Here is a 25191-nt window from a genome sequence, read left to right as displayed (position 1 = left end):
AAACATCTTTTAACAAATTTTTGAATAATTTATCAATTTTCATTTCTATAGGCAAAAAATAGAGTAAGATAGTAATTGATGGATATTTTAACAGACCCGTCAATAGATACATATATATCCTTTAAGTTCAATTACCTTTTGAACTAGTCTTAAAGGAAGATATGAATACAAGCAGTTATACCATTCTTCGACTGATCTTTATGGTTGCAAGATATTTTATAAAAGGGGGAATTACCTTTGGAACATTTATTAACAGGATTAGATAAAGAATTTGAGGAAATGGTTTCAATTAGACGTTATCTACATGCCAATCCTGAACTTTCATTTCAAGAAGTTCATACACCAGCTTATATTGCAAATTACCATCGAGAACTAGGTCTTGAAGTTAGAGAAGGAGTTGGAGGAAGAGGAGTAGTAGCGACATTACGTGGTGGAAAACCAGGTAAAACAGTTGCATTACGAGCTGATTTTGACGCTCTTGCAATCCAAGAATTAAATGATATTCCTTATAAATCAAAAGTGGATGGCGTTATGCATGCTTGTGGCCATGATGGTCATACCGCAACATTATTAGTTCTTGCAAAAGTATTGAATTCTATAAAAGAAGAAATAGCGGGGGATATTGTATTCATCCATCAATTTGCGGAGGAACTTGCACCAGGTGGAGCGAAACCGATGATTGAAGATGGCTGCTTGGATGGAGTGGATGTTATTTTTGGTACACATCTTTGGGCACCTACACCATTAGGAGAAATTTGGGTACGAAAAGGACCTATTATGGCTGCTGCGGATCGATTCGAAATTACGATTCATGGAATGGGTGGACATGGTGCAGAACCTCATCACTCTGTGGATGCGATTCTTATTGCTTCACAATTTGTTACGCAATTGCAATCTATTGTCTCAAGAAGAGTAAATCCTTTGAAATCTGCAGTTGTTTCTGTTGGTCATTTTGAAGCTAGCAATCCTTTTAATGTCATTGCAGGGGAAGTGAAGTTAGCTGGAACTGTCAGAACGTTTGAAGAAGATATCCGTACACTTATTGAGAATGAAATTGAACTATTACTAAAATCTGTTTGTGATGGGGCACATGCCACTTACGAGTATAAGTTTACAAGAGGGTATCCACCTGTTGTAAACCATTCTGAAGAAACAGAGTTTTTAGCGAGTATTGCTTCCCAAATTCATGAGGTACAAGACGTAATCGAATGTGACCCATTTATGATCGGTGAAGATTTTGCCTACTATCTTGAGAAAGTTCCAGGAACGTTTTTCATAACTGGTGCAAAAGATCCTTCATGGGAAACGGCATATCCACACCATCACGCTCGATTTAACTTTGATGAAAGAGCAATGCTCACTGCAGCGAAAACACTTGGGCTTGCTACACTAGAATATTTAACAACAAACAGTAAATAATTTGAGGAACAGAAACTGGATAGAGAGATAATGTCATCCTATTAATTCTCAAAGTATTATCTGAAAATAAGCAATTTATTTAATTAAATGTATAATAGAAAAGCTACAAATATCCTATAGAAAGAGTGAGAGTATGAGTATAGGGGGAAAACTAAATACATCATTTTATACATTTATTGTTTTAATATGTATTTCTATGGGAGTTAATTTTTATAATTTAAACCAAATTGACTCCAAAATGCAAGAAGCTTTAGATTATAGAGTTGTACAAATTCAATTAGCAGATGATATTCGTTACTCGATATCGATGCAAGGGCTAAATTTACGTCATATCATGTTGACTGGCTCTACAAAATCACAAGAAGAGTTATCAGCTCTTCAAGATGAATTAACAAATTACTTAGAAGAATTTAATTCATTAGTATCCAGTGATACAATGAAGGGTTATTTAAGTGAAATGCAGCAATATAAAGAGCAATTTGACACCAACCTAGATCTAACATTAAAAACTTACCGTCAAGGACAAGTCGAACAAGCGAAAAGAATTATGTCGACGGATTTAAATACTGCTTTTGAAGGGCTTTCTGAAACAACTCAAAAAGTATATGAATATCAAAATGAGCAGCTAACAGAAGTTAATCAAGATATAGATGGAGAAATATACACTTCAAAATTAACATCAATTATTATTTTAGTTGTAAGTTTAATAACAAGTATCCTATTAGTTTTATATGTACGTAAAACAATTTCACTGCCACTGAAACAATCTGTGAAAAACTTAGAAACAATTGCCTCTGGGGACTTAACTTTAGATGATATGGTACATCATTCAAAAGATGAAATTGGTCAATTAGCAAAATCATTTAATACAATGAAAAGTAACTTGAAAAATCTTATAAGTAGTATTCAAGATAATGCAGAACATTTAAATGCTGCAGCAGAGGAATTATCAGCAAGTACAGAAGAGATTTCAGCTACAACAGAAGATATGACTACACGTATTAGCGTAACTGCCAAAAATGCTCAGACAAGTGCTCAATCAGCAAATGATAGTGCAGTTGCTATGGATGAAACTGCTTTAGGAGTTGGAAGAATCGCGGAATCGACACAAACTTTACTAATCAGTTCTATGGATGCAAGTGAAACGGCAAGCAATGGTGGAAAAATCATTCATAGTGCAAAACAACAAATGAGTGCTATTCATGATTCGACTAACATGGTAAATGACCTCGTCCAAAAACTTAGTAAACAAACTAAGGAGATTGAAAATATTTCTCGAGTGATTACTACGATTACGGAACAAACAAATCTACTAGCATTAAACGCTGCAATCGAAGCAGCAAGAGCTGGTGAACATGGTAAAGGATTTGCTGTTGTTGCCGATGAAGTTCGCAAACTTGCAGAACAATCCAAAGAATCCGCAAGCCAAATTGTAGATCTAACGATAGAAATAAAAAAAGATACAGACAATGTAACACTTGCTGTATCTAACTCAATCACTTCTGTAAATGATGGAGTCAATATAATTGGTGTGGCTGGGGAAGCGTTCTCAGACATTGTACAAGCAGTCGATAAAATGAAAGTTCAAATAGCAGAAATCTCTGCAACTTCAGAGCAAATTTCTGCAAGTGCAGAAGAAGTATCTGCTTCTGTAAATGAAATTTCGAGTAGTTCAATGGAATCCTCAAATGATGTTGAGCTAATAGCAGCTGCAATCGAAGAGCAAGCTGCAACGATGTTACAAGTGAACACGATTGCTCAAGATTTAAGCGAAAAAGCATTATCCTTACAAACACAAATTCAGAAATTTAAACTTTAAACAAAGCAACCCACTTCATTAACCTATAAAGGTAAGAAGTGGGTTTTCTTGTTCTTAGCCATCATTCATTAGGATTGTCTTGGTGTAGTATTCACTACAGAGCCACCACGTAAATACGTAATTGGTTCCTCAAATCTTGCATAATCGAAGTAAATCATCGGGAATAAGAAGTAATGATCTGTATCAAATTCACGAATAACTGCATGATCTCGACCAGCCTCAACAACTACACCACGAACGAGTATTGTATTTCCACTTTCACCTGATCTTGTAGCAGATGGGGTTGTGAAGGAAAATACTGCTTCTTTCCCACGATTTAATCTTAGAATATTTTCGATATAAGATTCTTCACGTGGACCACTAGGTGTGAAAGCCCCTCCAGCAGGTGTTGTTACCGCACCGCTAAATGTTGGAGGAGTCGTTTGTTGCATTTGAGTAGTCGGGAATTGGAATTGTGGGAAAGTAGAGTATGGTTGTTGCTGTTGCTGACTATTTGCATTCCAATAATAATAAGCCAACCAAAAACATCCTTTCAATTTTAAATTTAAATAACAAATGACAAAATGACGGTACCTCGACTAAAGTCTGCATATTGGCACGAAGATACATTTAAAAGCTGGGTTACGGTATATGTTTTCACTGATTTTGCAACCTTACTTGTTTTATATTTATTCGAATTTGAAATGAAATTAGTATGTTAGTGATTTGTTCTTTTTAAGGAATAAAATCATTCATCCCCTCAAAATAGTGTATGCATAAGTATATGATTCAGAATAAAAAATGATAAAAATGTAGAAAATTGTATTACGTTAGCGAAAAAATCTACTTGTAGAGCTTATGAATTCGTATATTTGAATTCCTAGCCAATATAATAGTGACAAGAGACGTCGAAATTATAGGAACAATAATCTAGATATTAGGGTATGGGAAATGAGTGTGATTCATTTTACGGTGAGGGGTTGGTAATATGCAATTAGGGCCATGGATTGCAATTGTCATTAGTGCAGTGATCGCATTTATTGTTGGTACGATTTATCATCAACCTTTACATTGGTATTTATTTATTCTAATCTTGTTCATTGGGTTGTTCATTAATACAATTATATTAATATTAAGAGCAAATGATGAACAAAAATAAGACCAGGCACCTTATAAGGTTACCTGGTCTGTTTTTATTTATTAACAGATAAGAATTTAATTAGTCGATCGTTATCTAGAAGATTTCCAACTAAGAATTCACCGAATTCTCCGTAACGTGCCGAAACTTCATCAAAGCGCATTTCATAAACGATTTTTTTGAATTGAAGCATATCATCAGAGAATAAAGTTACGCCCCATTCATGGTCATCTAAACCAACAGAACCTGTAATGATTTGTTTTACTTTACCTGCATATGAGCGACCAATTAATCCGTGAGAACGCATTAAATTACGACGCTCGTCCATAGATAACATGTACCAGTTATCGTTACCTTCACGGCGTTTATCCATTGGATAGAAGCAAGAATATTTAGTGCGTGGTAATTCAGGATATAGACGTGCACGAACATGTGGGTTTTGATATGGATCCTCATCAGAATCTTTTGCTAAGTAGTTTGAAAGTTCAACAACCGATACATAAGAGTATGTTGGAACAGTAAAATCAGCAATAGCAAGTTTATTGAATTCAGCTTCAAGTTCTTGTAATTCTTCTGGTGTTTCGCGAAGAATCATTAACATGAAGTCTGCTTTTTGACCAAGAATCGAATAAAAAGCATGTGATCCTGTTTTTGCCTCATGGGCTTCGTTTAATTTTTCAAGGTATTGAATAAATTCTTCTGTAGCTTTTGTACGCTCTTCTTCGGAAACTAATTTCCATGATGTCCAGTCAATCGCGCGGAAATCGTGTAAACAGTACCAGCCGTCTAAAGTAATAGCTGCTTCATTCATTGGTTGAACACTCCTTAATTGATTAACATTATCAATTATCATCTTAGCATAAAAACAAAAATTTTCCTTGATTTGAATACGACGAAATGATGAAATTCAAGAATTCGACACTAGTGTGCCCACTTTTATTCACAAAGTAAAACGTGTATGCTAAAAAATATGAGTAAATGTTAAAATGGATATTTAGGAGTAATAAAAATGAATCAATTACTAAATCAAAAAAGTTGGCGCTTTATCGATCAGTCTATAAGTTTAATGAATCGTACACCTTTAGAGTCCTTTGCGATGGATGATACTCTATGTCATTTAGTTGGACAAGGAATGTGTGAACCAACGATCCGAACGTGGGTTCATGATCATACGGTAGTATTAGGAATTCAAGATCACCGATTACCGTATGTGCAAGAAGGGATGGAGCTTTTAAAGAAACGAGGGTATGACTCAATTGTTCGAAACTCAGGTGGACTTGCGGTTGTATTAGATGCGGGTGTACTTAATATCTCTTTAGTGTTGTCTGAAAAAGACCATGCGATTAGTATTAACAGCGGGTACGATGCTATGGTTGATTTTGTTAAAAATATATTTCCTGAATTAGCACCAGAGATAAAAGTTTACGAAATAGTTGGCTCCTATTGTCCAGGTACATATGATTTAAGTATTGCAGGTCGAAAGTTTGCCGGAATCTCCCAACGACGGATTAGGCAAGGAATTGCTGTTCAAATCTATCTATGTATTGAAGGTAGTGGAAGTGAGCGTGCAGAGCTGATACGAGACTTTTATCAAGTTGGTTTAAAGGACGAGAAAACCAAATTCGTATATCCAGAGATTCAACCCTCTGTAATGGCAAGTATTAGTGAACTAGCAAATAAAGAGATTACAGTTTATGAAACTGTTATGAACTTAAAAAAATACATCCAAACTATTGGAGATATGAAACTAGAAAATCTGCAACAAGATGAGATGGAGTATTATGCATTCTATTTAAATAGAGTTCTTGAACGTAATAAGAAAATGCTTGAATCAAACAAATAGTTTATATAAGAAGAAAAGGATGTGCTTAGTGAGGCACATCCGCGTTTTCTTTACCGTGATCAATACCACTAGTTGAATAATTAGCAACGAGGTTCCCGTTTTTTTCCATTTTGAAAACAGGTGCAATACGTTGTTCATCTTCTTCTAATGTTACAAGTCTACGAGCACGATTCATAATTTGTACGAATTGCTCGTAATCTTCACGAATCGCACGATTTTCAGATTCTAGAGATTGAATCTTTTTCTCTAGTTCTTTAATTTTCTCTGTTGATGCATTTGCGATTTGACGCCATTTCATAGCCTCATTGTCAGAACCACCGTTATGCTGTAAACGTAGTAAATAAGCAATCACAATATCTAGATTAAGAGCTGAAAGAGGAATAGATTTCACTTCTTCAGATGATTGAGTAGTAGTTGTTGTTGGTGGTAGTAAGTATACACCTTGGCTACGGCGTCTACCATTCATACCTAATACTCGCATTCTTTCTTTTCGTTCTTTTTTAGCTTCAGCTAGTTCTTTTTCATATAAACGTCTGACAACAGCATTCCAACGGAAACCGCATGCAGCTGCCGTACGATTTAATGCATCTCCAGCTTCTTCGAAAGCATTAAGTTGTGTACTGCCTTCTTTAACGTGGCGTAAAACTGCTTCTGCTAATAGTTCATCGTTTTCTTTTAGCCAAGCATCTTGTCTAATTTTGACCATTATTTAACCTCCTGCGATGTTGATAGTTTTATTTGTTCATAATGTATCTTGGCCAATATTTTAGAAAAATATTCATATTTATGATTTCTATAGTAAAAAATTTATAGTTTTTTAATTCTTCCATTCAGACCTTTGACGGATAAGCATGTTTTTTGCTTGAATGCAAAGTATTTAATAGGATAAAATAACATTTAGTTAAAAAGACTCGTAATAAATGAACCAATGAAAATACACAAATAGAAAGGGTTGTAGACAAAATGGCAAACGAATTTAAAGTTTGCGATGAATGTCAGGCCGTTAATCTAAAAACGTTAATTCCAAAGTTAAAAGAATTAGATCCAGAAGCAACTTTTGAAATAGGCTGTCATTCATATTGTGGTCCAGGTCGCAAAAAAACATTTACATTTGTAAATGGAAGACCTGTCAATGCATTAACTGAAGAAGAGTTAATGGAAAAAGTAAAAGCGAAGTTAAAAGGATGATATATCTAGCTATCCCCAGTTTGTTCGGAGATAGCTTTTTATTATATTTACAAAGAAGTCAATAGAGTTTGATGTAAATAATCTAAAACTCACCTATAATAGAAAATAAGAATGGTAAGTGAGGTGTGGAAAGTGAGTAATTACGTAAATGCTAAGTTAGTAGAGGAAAAGGTATTTAAAGATCCTGTGCACCGCTATGTTCATGTACGTGACCAGGTCATTTGGGATTTAATCGGAACGAAAGAATTTCAACGATTACGTCGTATTAAGCAACTTGGCACTGCTTATTTAGTATTTCATGGCGCGGAACATAGTCGCTTTAACCATTCACTAGGTGTCTATGAAATTGTACGACGTATTGTAGATGACGTTTTCAGAGGACGCCCTGAGTGGGATGAAAGTGAACGATTAGTTGTACTTTGTGCAGCTTTACTTCACGATTTAGGCCATGGACCGTTTTCCCACGCATTTGAAAAGGTTTTTCAAACAGATCATGAATATTACACGAGGCAGATATTACTAGGAAACACGGAAGTCAATGCGGTATTACGAAAAGTATCAGCGGATTTCCCTGAACGAGTAGCACTAGTAATCGAAAAGAACTATACAAATAATATTGTTGTTAGCCTCATTTCAAGTCAAATTGATACAGATCGAATGGATTATCTCCAACGGGATGCTTATTTTACAGGAGTAAGCTATGGCCATTTTGATATGGAAAGAATTTTAAGAGTCATACGCCCTAGACAAGACCAAATTGTTTTCAAAGCAACTGGTATGCATGCAATCGAAGACTATATAATGTCAAGATATCAAATGTATCTTCAAATTTATTTTCATCCTGTTTCTAGAAGTGCAGAAGCCATTCTAAATCATATATTAAAACGGGCAAAGAAATTATATGAAGAGGGCTACCAATTCAAAGTGGAACCGACACACTTTCATTCATTATTTAAGAATGAAGAGAATTTAGAAGACTATCTAGCACTTGATGAAAATATCTTACTTGCATATTTCCAGTTTTGGATGAGTGAGGAGGATTCGATTTTAAGTGACTTAAGTAGAAGGTTTATTAATAGGGATTTATTTGCCCATGTGGATTTAAACCCAGAGGAAGAACCTGAGCGATATGCATGGCTAATTGAGCAAGTAAAAGCTCAAGGGTTTGATCCGGACTATTACGTAAAACCTGATTCAACGTCAGATCTACCTTACGATTTTTATAGACCTGGGCTAAAAGCAACAAAAAAACCAATCTACCTAGAAATGCCAAGTGGCGAGATACGTGAACTTTCAGAGCAGTCATATATCGTATCTGCAATGGCAAATAATCTTAAAGTAGATTATAAAGTGTATTACCCAAAGGAAATATTGTTTATTTAATGAGAAACCTACTTAACTTTTGGTAAAGCCAATAAGGAAGTAGGTTTTTTATTGGAATTAGGATTTATTTTGTTCAATAAAAAAGAGAATCGCTCGATTAAGAGGATCCTCATGTTAATTTCTATTGATCGCTAGCGCGAACTCCAGCTTTTGCATAATGATTTTTAGCCATTTCTTCAATTACGATAGTAACAGCTTCTGCTGGCGCATTCACAGTTTCAACAACTGCTTCAGTTACTTTCTCTACTAAAGCTTTCTTTTGCTCATCTGTACGACCTTCAAGCATTTTAATTGTTACGATTGGCATGTTGCATCCTCCTTAGTGGATATAATTAGTGTATATTCATTATAATAGGCTTAGATGGAGGGATTTACAATGACTAGCGAAGAAAAACCAAAGCAAAAAATAGGATTCACGATCATAAAAGACGATCCAACTGATGGTCACAAAGGGTTTGGTATTGGATCATTGTCTTTAGAAAACGTCACACCTCTTTTTATCGATATAGAAGAAAAAACTGCTTTTATTGATATTGGGGCAATGCATGCAAAAAGTGCAGTAGAAAAGGGCATCAAGTTCACAACAGACAGAGCTGACTCAGAAGGTGGGAAACCTTATTGGCTCGTGTGGGTTACAATCGACTTCACAGAAGATGGCCCATATTATGCTGGGGTGACAGCATGTGAAATGGTTGTTAACCGTGAGAAGAGAAGAGGCTACAAAATTTTAGCAGACCATGTCAACAAAATGGACAAATCCATGAAACGTAAAATATTAGTTGACCATATGGATAATGATTCGAAACAAGTTTTAGCTGACTTTTTACAAACTCACAATAAGGAAATGTGGGAGCGTAGCGTTGAACAGCTAAAAACGGATTTACAGGTTAATTAATATATCGTTATTTCACAATAACTCAGATATAAAATAGGAATATCTTTGTCAATAGTTGTAGTACTAATTTATTTTGATATTTGAACAATATGTGACAGTTATCTTTACAAATTAATCCTTTATTGAAACTATGTTAGAAAAAAAGTACACTGACTATAGTTCGAATAATAGAACTAGGACACTTGGCAGTAGAAGGCTATGAGAACTATGCGGCATTTTAACAAACCCAAGCTAAATGCCCCATAATCCTCATGCTTTCAATCGCCATTAAAAAAGCTCTCTCTTGTTATGGAAAGTTTATTTCCAAATAAGAGAGAGCTTTTTTGTTTTATTGATCAATTAAAAACCAAAAATATTTCTCATACCTTCTAAATCAAATAGGTTAAAGAATTGACCCCAGTCCTTATTGTCAAAGACTGAACATTTTTCTGTTGGTACATCTTGTGGTTTTACATAGACAAGACGTTGTTTTGGACAAGCATCTGTTGCGAGCTTCCCTGAATCGATGTCGACCACTACACCTTCGACGCCACTAGGGACTTCAAAGGACTCGTTTTCGGTTCCTTTAAGAACTGATTCCATAAAATCAATCCAAATTAGTTTTGTTGCAGCTTTTTCGGATTGATCAGACAATGTTTTTCCCATATCATATCCATTCCATACACCGGCTGTAAGGCTTGGTGTAAATCCAATTAGCCAATTATCACTAACCGTAGAACCAGACTTAGCAGCATATGTGTGAGTCATTCGAGGTCTTAATGATACACCTGTTGCTGGAGAATAGTCATTAAATACAGGGTCAAATATTCCTGTCATTAACTGAGTCATTATAAAGGCATCTTGCTCTGATACGATTTGTTCTGCAGTTGGTGGAGTATATTCATAAACCAATTCACCTTCTGCATTATGAATCGAAATAATTGTTGTTGCCTGGCGTTTTTGTCCATTGGCAGCAATAATATTATAAGCATTTGTTAAATCATATAAAGAAGATTCAATTGTGCCAAGGGCTGCAGAAGGATTGTCCCCTTCAGAATAAGATAGATTAAAACGTTTTAACATATCTCGGAACTCATTATGACCAATCTGTTGTAAGGTCTTAACGGCATAAATGTTATCCGATATTGCAAGTGCTTGTGCTAAGGACATTGCACTATCCGCAAATTGTCCATTTACGTTTTTCGGTTGATACGTTGAACGACCACCATCATAAGTAAAAATGGTTTCACCAACATCTAAATACGTTAATGGGGAAAAGCCATTTTCCAAAGCAGCAGTATATAAGATTGGTTTAATAGTAGACCCAGGTTGTCTTGCTGCTTGTGTAACACGATTAAATGGACTTGTACTATAATCACGACCACCGACTAATGCAGTAACAAATCCGGTATCAACATCCATACTAACGAATCCAACTTGAAGTTCACTATCTGGCATATGTTTTTCAACTGCCGCTTCAGCCGCTTGTTGATGCGCTTGGTTTAATGTTGTTTTGATCGTCCAGCCACCTTCACGGATGTTCAAACCTTTAGATTCAAGAATTTCTGTTGCTTCTTGCCGAACAGTTTCTAAGAAGTAAGGCGCAATTGAGAAAGAAGCTACCCATTCATCATTTTTAAATACAAGTTGCTCAGATAATGCACGATTTTTTTCTGTTTCAGTAATTTTCTGTTGGTCTTCCATAAGACTTAAAATTAACTTTTGTCGGTTTGATGCTTTTTCATAATTAATAATAGGTGAATAAATGCTCGGACCCTTTGGAATTCCTGCTAACATTGCAGCTTCTGCTAAAGTCAATTCACTTGCGGATTTACTAAAGTAATACTGACTTGCAGCTTCAACTCCGTACATACCATGTCCGTAATTTACTGTATTTAAATAGCCTTCTAATATTGCATCTTTCGAATAAAAAATCTCTAATCTATAAGCGTATAGTGCCTCATTAATCTTTCTGGACCACGTTTTGTCTAATGTTAAGTAAAGGTTTCGTGCAAGTTGTTGAGTAATTGTACTAGCACCCTCAGCCATACTTTGCGTTTTTAAGTCAGTTAAAACGGCACTAGCAATACGAGAAATATCAAAACCATGGTGTGAATAAAAATCTTTATCTTCTACTGCTATAGTTGCGTCGATTAAATAAGGAGACATTTCTTCAAGCTCAATCCAGTAACGGCGTTCTCCAGTATAGTAATCACCGATTTTATTGCCATTACTATCTAAAAAGACTGATGCTTTCGGTATAATTAGAGGTGGTGCTCCTGCAATTTGGGCGTAAATACGTAATGACAAAAGCCCTACCGCCATGGCACAAATAAGTCCGACAAATGTTAAAACAGTAACTTTCAACCACTTCTGTCGTCTTTTTTTACGAAAATAGCTTCGTCTTTTCAACCATTAATCACCCCAATTTCTCCAGATAACGATAGTATAGACTTGAAATCTATCGTTTAATCTTTCATTTGTTGAAAAATGTGTTTCTCCAATGATTAGAATGATATTTTCAGGTCTATCGAAAAACTTATACTTTCCAATTTGCCCAAAAAGCACTATACTTTTCTCCGGATAGTGAATGATCATTTTTTGTAAAAGTGACCAATCGTTTGAAAGAAATAGTATTATGTCATTTTGTGACATTTTTCTACTAATCATTGTACAAAGGTATACGAAAATGATCGAACGAAAGTTTCAAATTGGTATTTTTTCATAATTTTTAGGTAACTACTTATTACGAAATTTACTAGTTCATTTCATTCGTAATAGGGAATAGTAGTATAAGTAAGTTACTTAAATAGGGATGTTCTATTTGAAAACTCATTTGGAACTAGTCTTCCTAAATTAGTTGTTTAAAATTATATTAGTAGGTGATATACATGAGATTTGACGAAACATATTCAGGTAATGTATTTATTAAAAGCCATCCAAATTACGAGCAATCAAAAGCAGTATTGTACGGAATGCCTATGGACTGGACAGTAAGCTATCGTCCAGGATCACGTTTTGGTCCAGCTAGAATCCGTGAAGTATCAATTGGTTTAGAGGAATACAGCTTATATTTAAATCGTGAATTAGATGATGTGAAATTCTTTGATGCTGGTGATATTCCACTACCATTTGGTAATCCAGAAAAATCACTTAATGAAATTAAAGAATTCGTAAGAAAAGTACTAGCAGATGGCAAAGTACCTATTGGAATGGGTGGAGAACACTTAGTTTCTCTTCCAGTTATGGAAGCTGTTTATGAAAAATACAACGATTTAGCGATCATTCATTTTGATGCTCACACAGACTTACGTACGGATTACGAAGGAGAACCATATTCACATGCAACACCAATCCGTAAAATTGCTGAACACATCGGGCCAAAAAATGTGTACTCGTTTGGAATTCGTTCAGGATTGAAGGAAGAATTTGAATGGGCAAAAGAAAATGGTATGCACATTTCACCATTTGAAGTGTTAGAACCTTTAAAAGAGGTATTACCAACTCTTGCTGGTCGCAATGTTTATGTAACAATTGATATTGACGTGCTTGATCCTGCACATGCTCCTGGAACTGGTACTGTAGATGCTGGTGGGATTACTTCAAAAGAATTGTTAGCTTCTATCCACGCAATTGCAGGTAGTGATGTTAATGTTGTAGGTTTTGACTTAGTAGAAGTTGCACCAGTTTACGATCACTCTGAAATGACTGCTAACACAGCAGCAAAAATTATTCGTGAAATGATTTTAGGTTGGGTGAAATAATTGTAAATGTACGGCACGGGGAATGAACCATTCTCTGTGCTTTTTTTATATATAGTTTGTAAAAGTATGTGTGGATTTGGGGAAGAGTGCGGTTGTGTCACAAAGTAGGGGGAATCTTCAAACGGGGGCGATTCCGACACAAAGTAGAGCGATTCTGCGACCCAAATTAACGCAATAAAACCACAAACTTAATCAATTCAAACACAAAGTAACCCAAACCCAAGTTACTTCTTGATTAATAACAATCAATCGTCCTATAATAATAAGGTTATAAAAGGAAGGGAAGTGACCACAAATGAATGATGTTGAAAAAAACGTCAAAGTGAAACTACAATCAACCATTACGCCAACTGATGGAGAAAGTGAATCGTATGAGTTGTGGTTACAAGGTTCCTTTATCCAAAAATCAGATAAAATGTATTTACGATATGAAGAAGTTCTTGATGGAAATAGTATTCGCACAACAGTAAGAATGAATAATGATAAAGCGTTGATTTTGCGAAGTGGTGGGGTCAATATGAGATTACCATTTAATGTGCAAGTGCAGGAAAATGGTCATTATGAAACTCAATTTGGTAATTTACCAATCAATACAAAAACCAATCGATTAATTCATGAACATAATGATCAAACCATACAAGGCACATTTAATGTCAATTATGATCTAATAATTAGCGGACAAGTCGTCGGGAAATATAATTTGGAAATACAATATTCGGAGGGAAAAGCATGAACGCAGTTGAACAATTACAACAATCAATTAAAAACGCATTAGCACAAGCTGTAGAAAAAGCAGGGTTAGTTGAAGATGTAGCAGAGTTAAATATTCACTTAGAAACACCAAAAGATAAAGCAAATGGTGACTATGCAACAAACCTTGCTATGCAATTAACAAAATTAGCGAAAAAGCCACCTCGTGCAATTGCAGAAAGCATTTTGGAGAATTTAGAAACTGAAGGTACAGATATTGAGAAACTTGAAATTGCTGGACCAGGTTTCATTAACATCACTGTGCGCAAAGATTTCTTAGCACAAGTTGTTAAAGCGGTAAAAGAACAAGGTGAAAACTATGGTCGTTCTACAGCTGGTGGGGGAGAAAAAGTTCAAGTAGAGTTTGTATCTGCAAACCCAACAGGTGACCTTCACTTAGGACATGCTCGTGGGGCTGCATTTGGTGACTCTTTATGTAACGTATTAGACTTTGCGGGATATGCTGTTTCTCGTGAATATTATATTAACGACGCTGGTAATCAAATCAATAACCTTGCTTATTCATTAGAAGCTCGTTACAAACAAGCTTTAGGTCTTGATGCCCAAATGCCTGAAGATGGCTACCACGGTCAAGATATAATTGATATTGCTAGTAAAATTGTCGAACAATACGGTGATTCAATCTTAGAAAAATCCGACGAAGAGCGTTTCAATTTCTTCCGTGAAAATGGCTTGAAATTAGAACTTGAAAAATTAAAAAATGACTTAGCTAACTTCCGTGTACACTTTGATGTTTGGTATTCAGAAACTTCATTATATCAAAACGGGAAAATCGATGTTGCTTTAGATAAATTAAAAGCAAATGGTCACGTATTTGAACGAGATGGAGCTACTTGGTTCCGTTCTACAACATTCGGTGATGATAAAGACCGTGTATTGAAAAAATCAGATGGTTCATTTACTTATTTAACACCAGATATTGCTTACCATGAAGATAAAATTCAACGTGGCTTTGATAAATTAATCAACATCTGGGGTGCTGACCACCACGGTTATATCCCACGTATGAAAGCAGCGATTCAAGCACTTGGTTATGATCGCGATAAATTAGAAGTTGAAGTAATCCAAATGGTTCAACTATATAAAAACGGTGAGAAATATAAAATGAGTAAACGTACAGGTAACGCTGTTACAATGCGTGACCTAGTAGAAGAAGTAGGATTAGATGCGGTACGTTATTACTTCGTGAAAACTGCATGTGACTCACATATGGACTTCGATTTAGATTTAGCTGTATCACAATCTAACGAAAACCCAGTTTACTATGCTCAATATGCTCATGCTCGTATTTCTTCAATTTTACGTTCTGCTCAAGAGCAAGGATTTGCAGCTTCATTAGAAAACTTGAATTTATTAACTGCAGAAAAAGAAGAGGAAGTTTTGAAGAAAGTTGGTTCATTCCCACAAGTAGTGGCTGAAGCTGCGAAACACCGCACTCCTCATAGAGTTGCAAACTACATCCAAGAACTTGCAGCAAGCTTCCATAGCTTCTACAATGCTGAAAAGGTGTTAAATCCTGAAAATAAAGAGCTAACAGAAGCACGCTTAGCCCTTATTGAAGCAGTACGTGTAACATTAGCAAATGCATTACGTTTAATCGGCGTAAGCGCACCAGAGAAAATGTAATTACTATTTAAATTAATTACTAGTCACTCGAACAATTTTTCATTGTTTGGGTGGCTGTTTTTTTATTTTCTACATTACGTATCAATTAATCTATAAATATCATAAATTCTGTTGATATTGACGTTAACGTAAATGGTATACTATACAAAATTGAAGAGGTGATGAGGTTGAAGACGATTCAAGAAATAGCAAAGCAATTTAATGTATCGACTAGAACTCTTCGATACTATGAAGAGATTGGTCTGCTTTCTCCTAATCGAACGCAATCAAACCAGAGAACCTTTTCCAAGAAAGAAATTGCAAAATTGAAACTCATTTTTCGTGGAAAAAGATATGGATTTTCACTTGAAGAAATAAAGGAGATGGTGTTGCTATTTGATTTCGACCGTACAGGGGTGCAACAACTTGAAAAAACAGTTGAATACGGCGAGCAAAAAATGAAGGAAATTGATGCGAAAATAGCAGAGCTTCTGCAAATGAAAGAAGAGTTAATGGAGTTGCATGCAGTATTTAAAGAAAAATTAACGAATTTAAAAGGGAGAGATGTTGATGAATAGTTCTAATTTGTTAGCAAGAAATGCTCGTAAGTACCCTACAAATGAGGCAGTCATTTGTCATGGAAGAAGAGTTACTTATAAAGAGTTAGATAATCAAGTCAATCGTTTAAGTAATACCCTTATGAATCTAGGCGTTGAAAAAGGTGATAGAGTATTAATCTTTATGCCAAATGTACTAGAATTTGTCGTTAGTTATTTTGCCATTTTGCGTATTGGAGCAATTGTAGTTCCGGTAAATGCCAAGTTTACATTAACTGAAGTGGAATATGTTGTAAAACATTCTGAAGCTTCAGCAATCATTGCACATGAAGCCATTTTTGCATCAGTTGAAAACATATCAAATATTGCTATAAAGATTAAAACAGGGGCAGCCAAAGATAATTGGCTAAGCTACAATGAGTTAATTGTAAGCGGTAACAATAACGAAGTGGAATGTAAACTTCATGAAGATGATCTATCCACAATCCTTTATACATCAGGTACTACTGGAACGCCAAAAGGGGTTTTATTCAGTTATCGTAATATTTTAGCAGTTGCAGAGATGATTGCGATTGAAATGGAAGTAAAACCAGAAAGCCGTATGTTATTAATGATGCCTTTGACGCATTCAGCACCACTTCATTTATTCTTTATGTCAGCGGTTTTAGTTGGGGCTACGAGTGTATTAACTCCAACGTTCACACCTGATTTATTCATCGACACTATTGAAATAGAAAAAACAACTCACTTCTTTGGTGCACCAGTAGCTTATTTAGTAACTGCTTCTCATCCAAGACTCCAATCTTCAGATCTTTCATCTATGAAATGGTGGGTATACGGAGGGGCTCCACTTTCTGAAAATGAAGTTCGTCATTTGCAAAAAGCATATAAAACTGACAATTTAACATGTGTTTATGGATTAACAGAAGCTGGTCCAAGTGGGTCAATTCTATTTGGCTACGAACATAAGAATAAAGCTGGTAGTGTTGGGAAACGTGCACCGTTTGGAACGGAACTTCGAATTGTCAATGAAGAGGGGCAAGATGTAGCAGTAGGGGAGATTGGAGAGGTTGTTCTTTACGGTGAAGGAAATATGGTTGGTTACTACCGAGATGAAGAGGCAACAAAAGCTGCTTTCTTAGACAAATGGGTAAGAACAGGTGACTTAGCTCGTTTTGATGAAGACGGTTATATTTGGATTGTTGATCGTAAGAAAGATGTGATTATTTCAGGTGGTGTGAATATTTATCCGAAAGAAATTGAAGATCGTATCCTTCAATTTGAAGGCATTTTTGAAGTAGCAGTCATCGGGGTACCACACGAAGAATGGGGCGAAACTGTAAAAGCCATTTTTGCTTCTAAAACGCCAGTCGATGAACAAAAACTTAAAGAATATTTATCTCAACATCTAGCAAAATATAAAATACCTCGCCTATATGAACAAGTTGAAGCACTACCTCGTAATGCATCAGGAAAGATATTGAAGCAGCAGTTAAAAAAACAGGTGGTGAGTAAATGAAAGTTTTACAATCAAAGACAGAACGGGAGACAAACTTTTTCACAAATGATGATACTCTACACAAAATTTTAGAGGATATGTTAGATCAAGAGTTATTAGATTTTGCCAAACGTGAATTAGACGACTTTGGAAAATTAGTTGCAGGGGAAATTGATGAGCGAGCAAAACATACCGATCGTGAAGGGGAACCACGCCTTAAACGCTATAATAAATTTGGCGATGAAGTATCAGAAGTTTGGGTGAATGAAGGCTATAAAAAAACGATTGAGCAATCCTATAATACTGGAATTGTAGGCTATGTCCATAAAGAGATTCCACAGTTAGGGAGAAAAGGAAATTATGTATATAGTTTTGCACAAGGGTATCTTTTGTCTCAAGCTGAACCAGGATTTTATTGTCCTGTGACATTAACAATGGCAACCGCATATTTACTTGAACATTATGCAGATGAAAAATTAAAGGCAAAATTTTTACCACACGTGTGTTCTACGGGGGATATGGAGCTTTATGAAGGCGCAACTTTCTTAACGGAGCGACAAGGTGGGTCTGATGTAGGAGCAAACGTTGTAGAAGCACGTTTTGATGGTGAAAATTACAGGTTATACGGTGAAAAGTATTTCGCATCAAATGCTGGAATGTGTGGAGTGGCAATGGTGTTAGCTCGAATGCCTGGTGCTAAAGAAGGGTCAAAAGGACTAACACTATTTGCAGTACCTTGGCGGAATGAAGATGGTTCTGTTAATGGACTTCGAATTCGTCGTTTGAAAGACAAATTAGGTGTACGTGCAGTTCCATCGGGTGAGGTCGAATTCAATGGGGCAGTTGCTTATGTTGTAGGTGATCCGAATAAAGGGATTTACTACATGTTAGAAGCATTGAATTTATCGCGTATTTGTAACGCTATCGCGTCAGTTGGTATAATGCGACGTGCTTACTTAGAGGCAAAGCATTATGTTTCGAATCGAAATGCATTCGGGCAGGTGCTAACTAATTACCCGATGATTCAAGATTCACTATCAAAATTTGCTGCAAAGGTACACGTTGAAGTGGCTACAACTTTCGATCTAATACAATTGTACGATGTTGTAACTAGTGGGCAAACTTCTGAGAGGGATATCATTCTGAATCGATTAAACATTGCAATCATGAAAAAAGAAACTGCAGAACAAGCAGTGAAGTTTGCAAGTGAAGCTATTGAACTACATGGCGGAAATGGATATATCGAAGATTTCGTCACTCCACGATTACTAAGAGATGCACAAGTATTAACGGTTTGGGAAGGGACAGCAAATATTTTAGCGCTAGAGGTTATTCGGTTATTTAATAAGTTTAGAGCTCATGAAATATTTGTAGATGAAATGAATCGTAGAATATCACTATTAAATAATAGTTCACTTAAAGAGATAGTAGTGAAAAAGTTACATGAATTAACAAACGACATTAATGTATTTATTTCATTGGATGAAGCTATGCAAACATTTGAAGGTAAAAGCATTGCGAAAAAAATGGCGATTATGTATGAAAGCATAGTTGCAGTTGAATGGGCAGATAAGTATGGAGATAAATATAAAAAATTAGCAGAGATCTATTTAGAAGATAATTGGAAACTTCGAAAAATCGGAGATCCAATGAAAACAGTTGAATATTTTAATGATATCGTGTGAATTAATAGGTACCAGTTACTTAAACAATCTTAAATTGTTTAGGTAAACTGGTACTTTTTTAAATCCAACTAAAAAACTATGAATTGCCTATTGACTTATGAATGTTCTAAAAGTAAAATCAATTCTAATATTAATCCAACTTTTCAAAGAGATGAAGTAGGAATTGGATTTAGGAATTAAATTTATTTTAATAACAACGATGAAACGGGGGGTTTTATTCTTATGAAGGACCTTTTCATAAAAACAAACCAACAAAGAGAGTGGATAGATAAACTACAAAGTTTAGAAGAAACCTTTAAAAACAACGCAGCGAAGATCGATGAGGAATCAAGTTTTCCTCATGAACATATACAGGCTCTTCGAGATATTGGCTTTACGAAGGTTACTTTACCTAAAGAGTATGGAGGAGAAGGACTGAATGTTTATGAAACAATCGCTCTTCAAGAAACATTAGGTAGTTTTGATGGTAGTACCGCACTCTCTATTGCGTGGACACTACTAACGGTAGGCGAACTATTTGAAAATAAATACTGGGAACCTACAAAACTCACTGCTTTTGCTAGTGAGGTAGACAAAGGGGCGATTATTAATCGTTCTGTTAGCGAAGCAGCCACAGGTAGTCCAATTAGAGGAGGTAGACCAGGAACACAAGCAGTTCGTGAAGGGAATAAATGGATTATTAATGGGCGTAAAAGCTATACATCAGCCTCACCTGAATTAGATTATTTCTTAACATCAGCTTGGATTGAAGAAAAAGAGAAAGTTGGATTTTTCTTAATCCATAAAGATACAGAAGGTCTTTCGATTGATGAAACGTGGGATGTCATCGCCATGCGCGGAACGGGTAGTCATGATCTTGTACTTGAAAATGTAGTTGTTGATGAATCGGATTTAGTAGAACTACCAACTTATAATACTGGTTTCAAATTGAATGGATGGCTGTTATTAATCCCAGCAACTTATTTAGGAATAGCACAGGCTGCAAGAGATTACGCTTTAAGATTCGCAAATACACATTCACCAAATAGTATTCAAGGTACAATTGCAAGCTTACCAAATGTTCAAAGCTTATTAGGAGAGATTGAGTTAGAACTTGCAAATGCAAGGTTTACCTTATACGGAGCAGCTCAAGCCTATGTTGAGTTAAAACAAAAAGAAAATGCAGGATATGAATTATCAGAAGAGGATGGAACTATTATTGTGAACGCTGTTAACACAGCAAAACATGTAGTTACAAATGCTGCGATCAATGTGGTGGATAAGGCAATGCGTGTCGTTGGAGCAAAAAGTTTACAAAGACAAAATCCTCTGCAACGCTACTATCGCGATGTACGTGCAGGTTTACATAACCCGCCAATGGATGATCTGACAATAAAAAAATTAGCGGAATTCGCTTTAAAACAAGATGAAAATAAAAACCAAAATAAAGGGGATCAATAATCATGAAATTCAATAAATTACTTAAATTCGCTGCTGTAAGTTTAGCTTCACTGTCTATTTTAGCTGCATGTGGAAATGGAGGAAGTGAGCAATCCTCAGGAACAAAAACGACAGAGGATGGTAAAGAAGTACGAATCGTGAAAGTTGCATACGACCAAGCAGGTAAACCAATGACTTACATTGATGAAAATGGCAACCCAACTGGATATGACGTTGAAGTTATGAAACTAGTAGATGAACTTTTACCAGAATATGAGTTTGAATATGTTGGTACAACAAGTGATGATTTATTAATCGGTGTAGAACAAGGGAAATACCATGCAGGTGTGAAAAATGCATTCTGGACTGAAGAACGTACACATAAATTTTTATTCCCACAAGAGTTTTTAGGGTTAAGTAGTGCAGGGCTTGTACTGAAAAAAGAAAATGAAAACATTAAAGACTTAAGTGATTTTGCTGCAGCTGGAATGACACTTGCACCGATTGCTGCCAATAACGCTCAATATACAGTAATTGCTGAATATAACGAAGCAAACCCTGACAATCCAGTAAAACTACAAGCGGGTGAAGAGTTTACAGTTGACGTTGTTCAATGGATAAATGAAGGCCGTGTAGATGGTGGGGTAATTATTGAAGGTTCATTTAAAGGTCAAGTTTTAACTGAAGGTGGTCCATATTACAATCTGAAAGACGAAGTAGTATATAACGAATTTGCAGTTATTAAAACATGGCCATTGTTTAACAAAGCAGAGCAAGAATTTGCTGATGCTTATGATAAAGCAGTAGCACAGTTGAAAGAAGAAGGTAAATTAAGAGAATTAAGTAAAGAATTTTACGGTAGAGATTTATTTGAAGTATTAGATCAAGTTAAACGCTAAATTTGACTTTTGTAGGGCTGCCAGCTGTCAGTTGCTAGTAGCCCTTTTATAATAACTAGCTTGCTAGATTTATTAGAAGAGTGGTGAAGTAGGATGGAAAAATATTTTGATATTAATTATCTCTGGACGGCACTTCCACAACTATTACCGTTTTTATGGATTACATTATTTGTTGCAGCATTAGCCGTCATATTTGGTTCATTGTTAGGATTAATTCTTGCTGTTTTTAAATTATCAAAAAATAAATTCTTACGTTTTTTAGCGAATAGCTATATTACGGTAATGCGCTGTACGCCATCCATCGTATTGTTGTTCCTCGTTTATTATGGAATTCCAGCCTTTGCGGATCACTTTTTAGGCATTTACTTACAGGATGTACATACCGGAGTATTTGTAGTAATTACATTTAGCTTACAATTTGCAGCCATGATGGCAGAAGTAATTCGATCAGCGTATTTAGCTGTTGATAAAGGACAATATGAGGCTGCAGTAAGTGTAGGGCTAACGCCATTCCAAGCTTATCGCCGAATTATCTTCCCACAAGCAATAGTCTTCGCATTACCGAACTTTGGAAATGGGTTAATAGCTGTTCTTCAAGAAGGGGCACTAGCTTATACAATTGGATTTATCGATATTGTTGGAAAAGCAAATTTAATTATTGCAAACAACTACAACACACATGCATTAGAAATCTATATCGCACTAGCTGTCTTTTATTGGGTATTTTCCATTGCAATTGCAAAATTCTTTGGAAAACTAGAGAAAGTATTTAGCAAAGGGCAACGTTCATTAAAAACAAGTTAAGGAGGCGCTAAAGGATGAATTCAAGTTTCATAAATACGGAATTTCTTATTGATACATTTTTCATTGCTTTAAGTGGTGTACCAATAGCGCTTCTTGTAACTGTTGTTGCACTTGCTATTGCTTTACCGATTGGATTTTTCTTAGCATTATCTCGTATTAATGAAATTCCGGTATTAAACGGATTTACGAAAGTTTATGTTTCTTTTGTTCGTGGGACACCTTTAATCATACAAATCTTTGTTTTATATAGTATTCTTCCATTAATTTTAGCTGGAATATTTGAACGATATGAGATTGATTTTCCGATTTATGAAGTAAACCCATTATGGTATGCGTTTGTTATTTTCTCATTCAATACTGCAGCTATTTTAGTGGAAGTATTTAGATCAGCGCTAAAGACAGTCAATGTGGGGCAATTAGAGGCAGCGTATTCAGTAGGGTTAACAACTTCACAAGCATATCGTCGAATAATAATTCCACAAATGCTCGTATCAGCAATGCCAAACCTATGTACAGCAACGATTAACTTAATAAAGGCTACATCATTGGGTTATGCCATTTCATTGCAAGAAATTACGTTGAAAGCAAAAGTGGCTGCAAATGTCGGATACAATTATTTAGAAGCGTATATTGATATATTTATTGTTTACTTGATTTTGTGTATTACAGTTGAATATTTATTTAAAGTCTTTGAAAAGCGACTTAGCCGCTATAAGGCTGTAGCTACTGCGTAGGAGGTAAAACGATGTTAGAAATACGAAATGTTCATAAATCATTTGGAAACAATGAAATTTTAAAAGGCGTTAATCTTACGGTAGATAAAGGCGATGTAGTCGTAATTCTGGGCCCTAGTGGATCAGGTAAAACAACATTGTTAAGATGTATCAACTTTTTAGAGCGAGCAGATCAAGGGACAGCTACTTTTGACGATATGACAGTTGATTTGCATAAAGCTAATAAAAAGGAAGTACTCGCAGTCCGTAAAAAGTCGGCGTTTGTTTTCCAAAACTATAATTTATTTAATAATAAAACTGCGCTTGAAAATGTGGCAGAAGGTTTAATAATCGGAAGAAAAATTCCGAAAGAAGAGGCCTATAAAATTTCCCGTGAAGCACTGGATAAGGTAGGTCTATCTAACAAATACGACTCATACCCAAGTCAACTTTCAGGTGGTCAACAGCAACGTGTTGGAATTGCGAGAGCCGTTGCATTAAATCCAGATGTCATTTTGTTCGACGAACCTACATCTGCACTAGATCCTGAATTAGTTGGTGAAGTGCTTGAGGTTATGAAGGAAATTGCTCGTGAAGGAACAACAATGATTGTCGTAACTCATGAAATGGGATTCGCAAAAGATGTGGCGAAAAAGGTCATCTTTATGGATGGTGGAAATATTGTTGAGGAAGGAACACCACACGATATTTTCGTCACACCAAAAGAAGAACGCACACGTAAATTCCTACGACGCGTACTACCTGGGGAATATGATTATGAAATTTAAGAAGATTAGTGGCCAGCTCTGAATGTGGGGCTGGTTTTTTAATTTGTAAGTGAAGAGGGGGAAGTCGCACGTAATTGCGGGAAAGTCGCACATAAATTTGCCAAACCCGCCCATAAACGTGCGAAACCCGCCCATAAACGAATAAAACCCGCACGTAAATTTCTTTACCATGTCCGTAATCTCGATGTTAATGGACAAAACGCAAGTAATTTCATTGAGAAATGACCATAATCAATCCGGGCGCTAGTGGACAAAATTAAAATCGCAAGTATCGATTTCAAAGTGGTATAATTTGGTCAAGGAAAGGTGTAAATACTTCATCAACTAGTCAAAATAGTTGAGTGATTGACACACAATACAAGGGAGTGGCGCAATGAAACTTTATACGAAAACAGGGGATAAAGGAAAAACGAGTCTATTAGGTGGACGCGTAAGTAAAGATGATCTTCGAGTTGAAGCATATGGTACAGTTGATGAGCTCAATTCATTCATAGGAAAAGCAGTTACTGAGTTAGATCCACAAATCTTTAAAGATATTATAGAAGATCTTGAATCAATCCAACATGAATTATTTGATTGCGGTGGCGATTTAGCAAATGTAATGAAGGAACGGAAGTATAAGCTACAAGAATCATCAGTTGAAGTACTAGAAAAACGAATTGATGTGTTAACAGAAGAAGTACCACCATTAAAACGTTTCATTTTACCTGGAGGAACGCCAGCTTCTGCAACACTTCACATTGCGAGAACGGTTTGCCGACGTGCAGAACGTCGAGTTGTTTCATTGTTGAATGCGGCAGATGATGTACCAACAGTTGTACAGATTTATTTAAATCGATTATCAGATTACTTCTTTGCAGCAGCAAGAGCTGTAAACCGTCGTTTAAACGTAAAAGATGTTGAATATATCCGTGGCGGAGATGTCTTTAAATAATAAAGTTGCCTAGAACAATATTGAAGTTCTAGGCATTTTTAGTGTAACTAGTATTTTTTCAATGACAAAATATTATATTTGAATAAGCTATGTAGTCGCTCCACCGTTAAT

General features: G+C 35.7%; 24 protein-coding genes. 19 read left to right on the top strand and 5 right to left on the bottom strand.

Annotated elements, in window-relative coordinates; all coding sequences use genetic code 11:
* Positions 1-237: 237 nt before the first annotated feature.
* Positions 238-1419: a M20 family metallopeptidase gene (locus ACOQFO_RS15170; RefSeq protein ID WP_421690514.1), complete on the top strand. Its 1182-nt coding sequence runs from the start codon at positions 238-240 to the stop codon at positions 1417-1419.
* A 133-nt stretch (positions 1420-1552) separates the two neighbouring features.
* Positions 1553-3238, top strand: coding sequence for a methyl-accepting chemotaxis protein (locus ACOQFO_RS15165; RefSeq protein WP_421690513.1), 1686 nt, complete (start codon positions 1553-1555; stop codon positions 3236-3238).
* Between the two features lie 68 nt (positions 3239-3306).
* On the opposite strand, the gene ACOQFO_RS15160 is transcribed toward ACOQFO_RS15165, so the two are convergent.
* Positions 3307-3756, bottom strand: coding sequence for a spore coat protein GerQ (locus ACOQFO_RS15160; protein ID WP_421690512.1), 450 nt, complete (start codon positions 3754-3756; stop codon positions 3307-3309).
* Between the two features lie 449 nt (positions 3757-4205).
* Between ACOQFO_RS15160 and ACOQFO_RS15155 the strand changes: the two genes are divergently transcribed.
* On the top strand, positions 4206-4376 hold the full coding sequence (locus tag ACOQFO_RS15155; RefSeq protein WP_421690511.1) for a hypothetical protein: 171 nt from the start codon (positions 4206-4208) through the stop codon (positions 4374-4376).
* Positions 4377-4410: 34 nt separating this feature from the next.
* On the opposite strand, the gene hemQ is transcribed toward ACOQFO_RS15155, so the two are convergent.
* Positions 4411-5166: a hydrogen peroxide-dependent heme synthase gene (gene hemQ / locus ACOQFO_RS15150; protein WP_421690510.1), complete on the bottom strand. Its 756-nt coding sequence runs from the start codon at positions 5164-5166 to the stop codon at positions 4411-4413.
* A gap of 198 nt (positions 5167-5364) precedes the next feature.
* Between hemQ and ACOQFO_RS15145 the strand changes: the two genes are divergently transcribed.
* Positions 5365-6198: a lipoate--protein ligase family protein gene (locus ACOQFO_RS15145; RefSeq protein ID WP_421690509.1), complete on the top strand. Its 834-nt coding sequence runs from the start codon at positions 5365-5367 to the stop codon at positions 6196-6198.
* 25 nt (positions 6199-6223) lie between these two features.
* Here ACOQFO_RS15145 and ACOQFO_RS15140 read toward each other — a convergent pair whose 3' ends face one another.
* The gene (locus ACOQFO_RS15140) at positions 6224-6904 is read right to left on the bottom strand and encodes an RsfA family transcriptional regulator (protein WP_421690508.1); all 681 of its coding nucleotides are present in this window, start codon (positions 6902-6904) and stop codon (positions 6224-6226) included.
* 257 nt (positions 6905-7161) lie between these two features.
* Here ACOQFO_RS15140 and ACOQFO_RS15135 point away from each other — a divergent pair, with 257 nt between their 5' ends.
* Together ACOQFO_RS15135 and ACOQFO_RS15130 are read left to right on the top strand one after the other, a co-directional pair.
* Positions 7162-7386: a DUF1450 domain-containing protein gene (locus ACOQFO_RS15135; RefSeq protein ID WP_421690507.1), complete on the top strand. Its 225-nt coding sequence runs from the start codon at positions 7162-7164 to the stop codon at positions 7384-7386.
* 132 nt (positions 7387-7518) lie between these two features.
* The gene (locus tag ACOQFO_RS15130; protein ID WP_421690506.1) at positions 7519-8769 is read left to right on the top strand and encodes an HD domain-containing protein; all 1251 of its coding nucleotides are present in this window, start codon (positions 7519-7521) and stop codon (positions 8767-8769) included.
* Positions 8770-8890: 121 nt separating this feature from the next.
* Here the strand turns inward: ACOQFO_RS15130 and ACOQFO_RS15125 are convergent, their stop codons facing one another.
* Complete coding sequence (locus tag ACOQFO_RS15125) at positions 8891-9076, bottom strand: 2-hydroxymuconate tautomerase (protein ID WP_421690505.1); 186 nt, start codon at positions 9074-9076, stop codon at positions 8891-8893.
* A gap of 69 nt (positions 9077-9145) precedes the next feature.
* On the opposite strand from ACOQFO_RS15125, the gene ACOQFO_RS15120 reads away from it, so the two are divergent.
* Positions 9146-9664: a YwhD family protein gene (locus ACOQFO_RS15120; protein ID WP_421690504.1), complete on the top strand. Its 519-nt coding sequence runs from the start codon at positions 9146-9148 to the stop codon at positions 9662-9664.
* Between the two features lie 339 nt (positions 9665-10003).
* Here the strand turns inward: ACOQFO_RS15120 and ACOQFO_RS15115 are convergent, their stop codons facing one another.
* Positions 10004-12055, bottom strand: coding sequence for a transglycosylase domain-containing protein (locus tag ACOQFO_RS15115; RefSeq protein WP_421690503.1), 2052 nt, complete (start codon positions 12053-12055; stop codon positions 10004-10006).
* 479 nt (positions 12056-12534) lie between these two features.
* Here ACOQFO_RS15115 and speB point away from each other — a divergent pair, with 479 nt between their 5' ends.
* The 12 genes from speB to ACOQFO_RS15055 all read left to right on the top strand — a co-directional run bounded on the left by speB (position 12535) and on the right by ACOQFO_RS15055 (position 25080).
* Positions 12535-13407 carry an agmatinase gene (gene speB, locus ACOQFO_RS15110; RefSeq protein ID WP_421690502.1) on the top strand — a complete coding sequence of 291 codons (873 nt, stop codon included), beginning with the start codon at positions 12535-12537 and terminating at the stop codon, positions 13405-13407.
* A 295-nt stretch (positions 13408-13702) separates the two neighbouring features.
* Positions 13703-14140 carry a DUF1934 domain-containing protein gene (locus ACOQFO_RS15105; RefSeq protein WP_421690501.1) on the top strand — a complete coding sequence of 146 codons (438 nt, stop codon included), beginning with the start codon at positions 13703-13705 and terminating at the stop codon, positions 14138-14140.
* Complete coding sequence (argS, locus tag ACOQFO_RS15100) at positions 14137-15804, top strand: arginine--tRNA ligase (protein ID WP_421690500.1); 1668 nt, start codon at positions 14137-14139, stop codon at positions 15802-15804. The genes ACOQFO_RS15105 and argS overlap by 4 nt, the downstream gene beginning before the upstream one ends.
* Positions 15805-15971: 167 nt before the next feature.
* The gene (locus ACOQFO_RS15095) at positions 15972-16361 is read left to right on the top strand and encodes a MerR family transcriptional regulator (RefSeq protein WP_421690499.1); all 390 of its coding nucleotides are present in this window, start codon (positions 15972-15974) and stop codon (positions 16359-16361) included.
* Positions 16354-17859: a class I adenylate-forming enzyme family protein gene (locus ACOQFO_RS15090; RefSeq protein WP_421690498.1), complete on the top strand. Its 1506-nt coding sequence runs from the start codon at positions 16354-16356 to the stop codon at positions 17857-17859. Before ACOQFO_RS15095 ends, ACOQFO_RS15090 begins: the two co-directional genes overlap by 8 nt.
* Positions 17856-19523: an acyl-CoA dehydrogenase family protein gene (locus ACOQFO_RS15085; RefSeq protein ID WP_421690497.1), complete on the top strand. Its 1668-nt coding sequence runs from the start codon at positions 17856-17858 to the stop codon at positions 19521-19523. The genes ACOQFO_RS15090 and ACOQFO_RS15085 overlap by 4 nt, the downstream gene beginning before the upstream one ends.
* A gap of 222 nt (positions 19524-19745) precedes the next feature.
* The gene (locus ACOQFO_RS15080; RefSeq protein ID WP_421690496.1) at positions 19746-20963 is read left to right on the top strand and encodes an acyl-CoA dehydrogenase family protein; all 1218 of its coding nucleotides are present in this window, start codon (positions 19746-19748) and stop codon (positions 20961-20963) included.
* A gap of 2 nt (positions 20964-20965) precedes the next feature.
* On the top strand, positions 20966-21841 hold the full coding sequence (locus ACOQFO_RS15075) for a transporter substrate-binding domain-containing protein (protein WP_421690495.1): 876 nt from the start codon (positions 20966-20968) through the stop codon (positions 21839-21841).
* A gap of 93 nt (positions 21842-21934) precedes the next feature.
* The gene (locus ACOQFO_RS15070) at positions 21935-22645 is read left to right on the top strand and encodes an amino acid ABC transporter permease (protein ID WP_421690494.1); all 711 of its coding nucleotides are present in this window, start codon (positions 21935-21937) and stop codon (positions 22643-22645) included.
* A 14-nt stretch (positions 22646-22659) separates the two neighbouring features.
* Positions 22660-23379 (top strand): amino acid ABC transporter permease, encoded by a 720-nt coding sequence (locus ACOQFO_RS15065; RefSeq protein ID WP_421690493.1) that lies wholly within the window; start codon positions 22660-22662, stop codon positions 23377-23379.
* 11 nt (positions 23380-23390) lie between these two features.
* The gene (locus ACOQFO_RS15060) at positions 23391-24146 is read left to right on the top strand and encodes an amino acid ABC transporter ATP-binding protein (protein WP_421690492.1); all 756 of its coding nucleotides are present in this window, start codon (positions 23391-23393) and stop codon (positions 24144-24146) included.
* Positions 24147-24519: 373 nt separating this feature from the next.
* A complete protein-coding gene (locus ACOQFO_RS15055; protein WP_421690491.1) occupies positions 24520-25080 on the top strand; it encodes a cob(I)yrinic acid a,c-diamide adenosyltransferase in 561 nt (186 codons plus the stop codon).
* Positions 25081-25191: the final 111 nt, after the last annotated feature.

The sequence above is a fragment of the Ureibacillus sp. MALMAid1270 genome (assembly GCF_049202975.1).
Lineage (GTDB): Bacteria > Bacillota > Bacilli > Bacillales_A > Planococcaceae > Ureibacillus.
This window is presented reverse-complemented; position numbering and strand designations above follow the sequence as displayed.

Bases quoted from the DNA above. Each gene is read 5' to 3' on its own strand.
- ACOQFO_RS15135 (WP_421690507.1), top strand. From the start codon at position 7,162: ATGGCAAACGAATTTAAAGTTTGCGATGAATGTCAGGCCGTTAATCTA.
- ACOQFO_RS15140 (WP_421690508.1), bottom strand. From the start codon at position 6,904: ATGGTCAAAATTAGACAAGATGCTTGGCTAAAAGAAAACGATGAACTA.
- argS (WP_421690500.1), top strand. From the start codon at position 14,137: ATGAACGCAGTTGAACAATTACAACAATCAATTAAAAACGCATTAGCA.
- ACOQFO_RS15085 (WP_421690497.1), top strand. From the start codon at position 17,856: ATGAAAGTTTTACAATCAAAGACAGAACGGGAGACAAACTTTTTCACA.
- ACOQFO_RS15065 (WP_421690493.1), top strand. From the start codon at position 22,660: ATGAATTCAAGTTTCATAAATACGGAATTTCTTATTGATACATTTTTC.
- ACOQFO_RS15080 (WP_421690496.1), top strand. From the start codon at position 19,746: ATGAAGGACCTTTTCATAAAAACAAACCAACAAAGAGAGTGGATAGAT.
- ACOQFO_RS15090 (WP_421690498.1), top strand. From the start codon at position 16,354: ATGAATAGTTCTAATTTGTTAGCAAGAAATGCTCGTAAGTACCCTACA.
- speB (WP_421690502.1), top strand. From the start codon at position 12,535: ATGAGATTTGACGAAACATATTCAGGTAATGTATTTATTAAAAGCCAT.
- ACOQFO_RS15155 (WP_421690511.1), top strand. From the start codon at position 4,206: ATGCAATTAGGGCCATGGATTGCAATTGTCATTAGTGCAGTGATCGCA.
- ACOQFO_RS15070 (WP_421690494.1), top strand. From the start codon at position 21,935: ATGGAAAAATATTTTGATATTAATTATCTCTGGACGGCACTTCCACAA.
- ACOQFO_RS15120 (WP_421690504.1), top strand. From the start codon at position 9,146: ATGACTAGCGAAGAAAAACCAAAGCAAAAAATAGGATTCACGATCATA.
- ACOQFO_RS15125 (WP_421690505.1), bottom strand. From the start codon at position 9,076: ATGCCAATCGTAACAATTAAAATGCTTGAAGGTCGTACAGATGAGCAA.
- ACOQFO_RS15075 (WP_421690495.1), top strand. From the start codon at position 20,966: ATGAAATTCAATAAATTACTTAAATTCGCTGCTGTAAGTTTAGCTTCA.
- ACOQFO_RS15105 (WP_421690501.1), top strand. From the start codon at position 13,703: ATGAATGATGTTGAAAAAAACGTCAAAGTGAAACTACAATCAACCATT.
- ACOQFO_RS15165 (WP_421690513.1), top strand. From the start codon at position 1,553: ATGAGTATAGGGGGAAAACTAAATACATCATTTTATACATTTATTGTT.
- ACOQFO_RS15145 (WP_421690509.1), top strand. From the start codon at position 5,365: ATGAATCAATTACTAAATCAAAAAAGTTGGCGCTTTATCGATCAGTCT.
- ACOQFO_RS15055 (WP_421690491.1), top strand. From the start codon at position 24,520: ATGAAACTTTATACGAAAACAGGGGATAAAGGAAAAACGAGTCTATTA.
- ACOQFO_RS15060 (WP_421690492.1), top strand. From the start codon at position 23,391: ATGTTAGAAATACGAAATGTTCATAAATCATTTGGAAACAATGAAATT.
- hemQ (WP_421690510.1), bottom strand. From the start codon at position 5,166: ATGAATGAAGCAGCTATTACTTTAGACGGCTGGTACTGTTTACACGAT.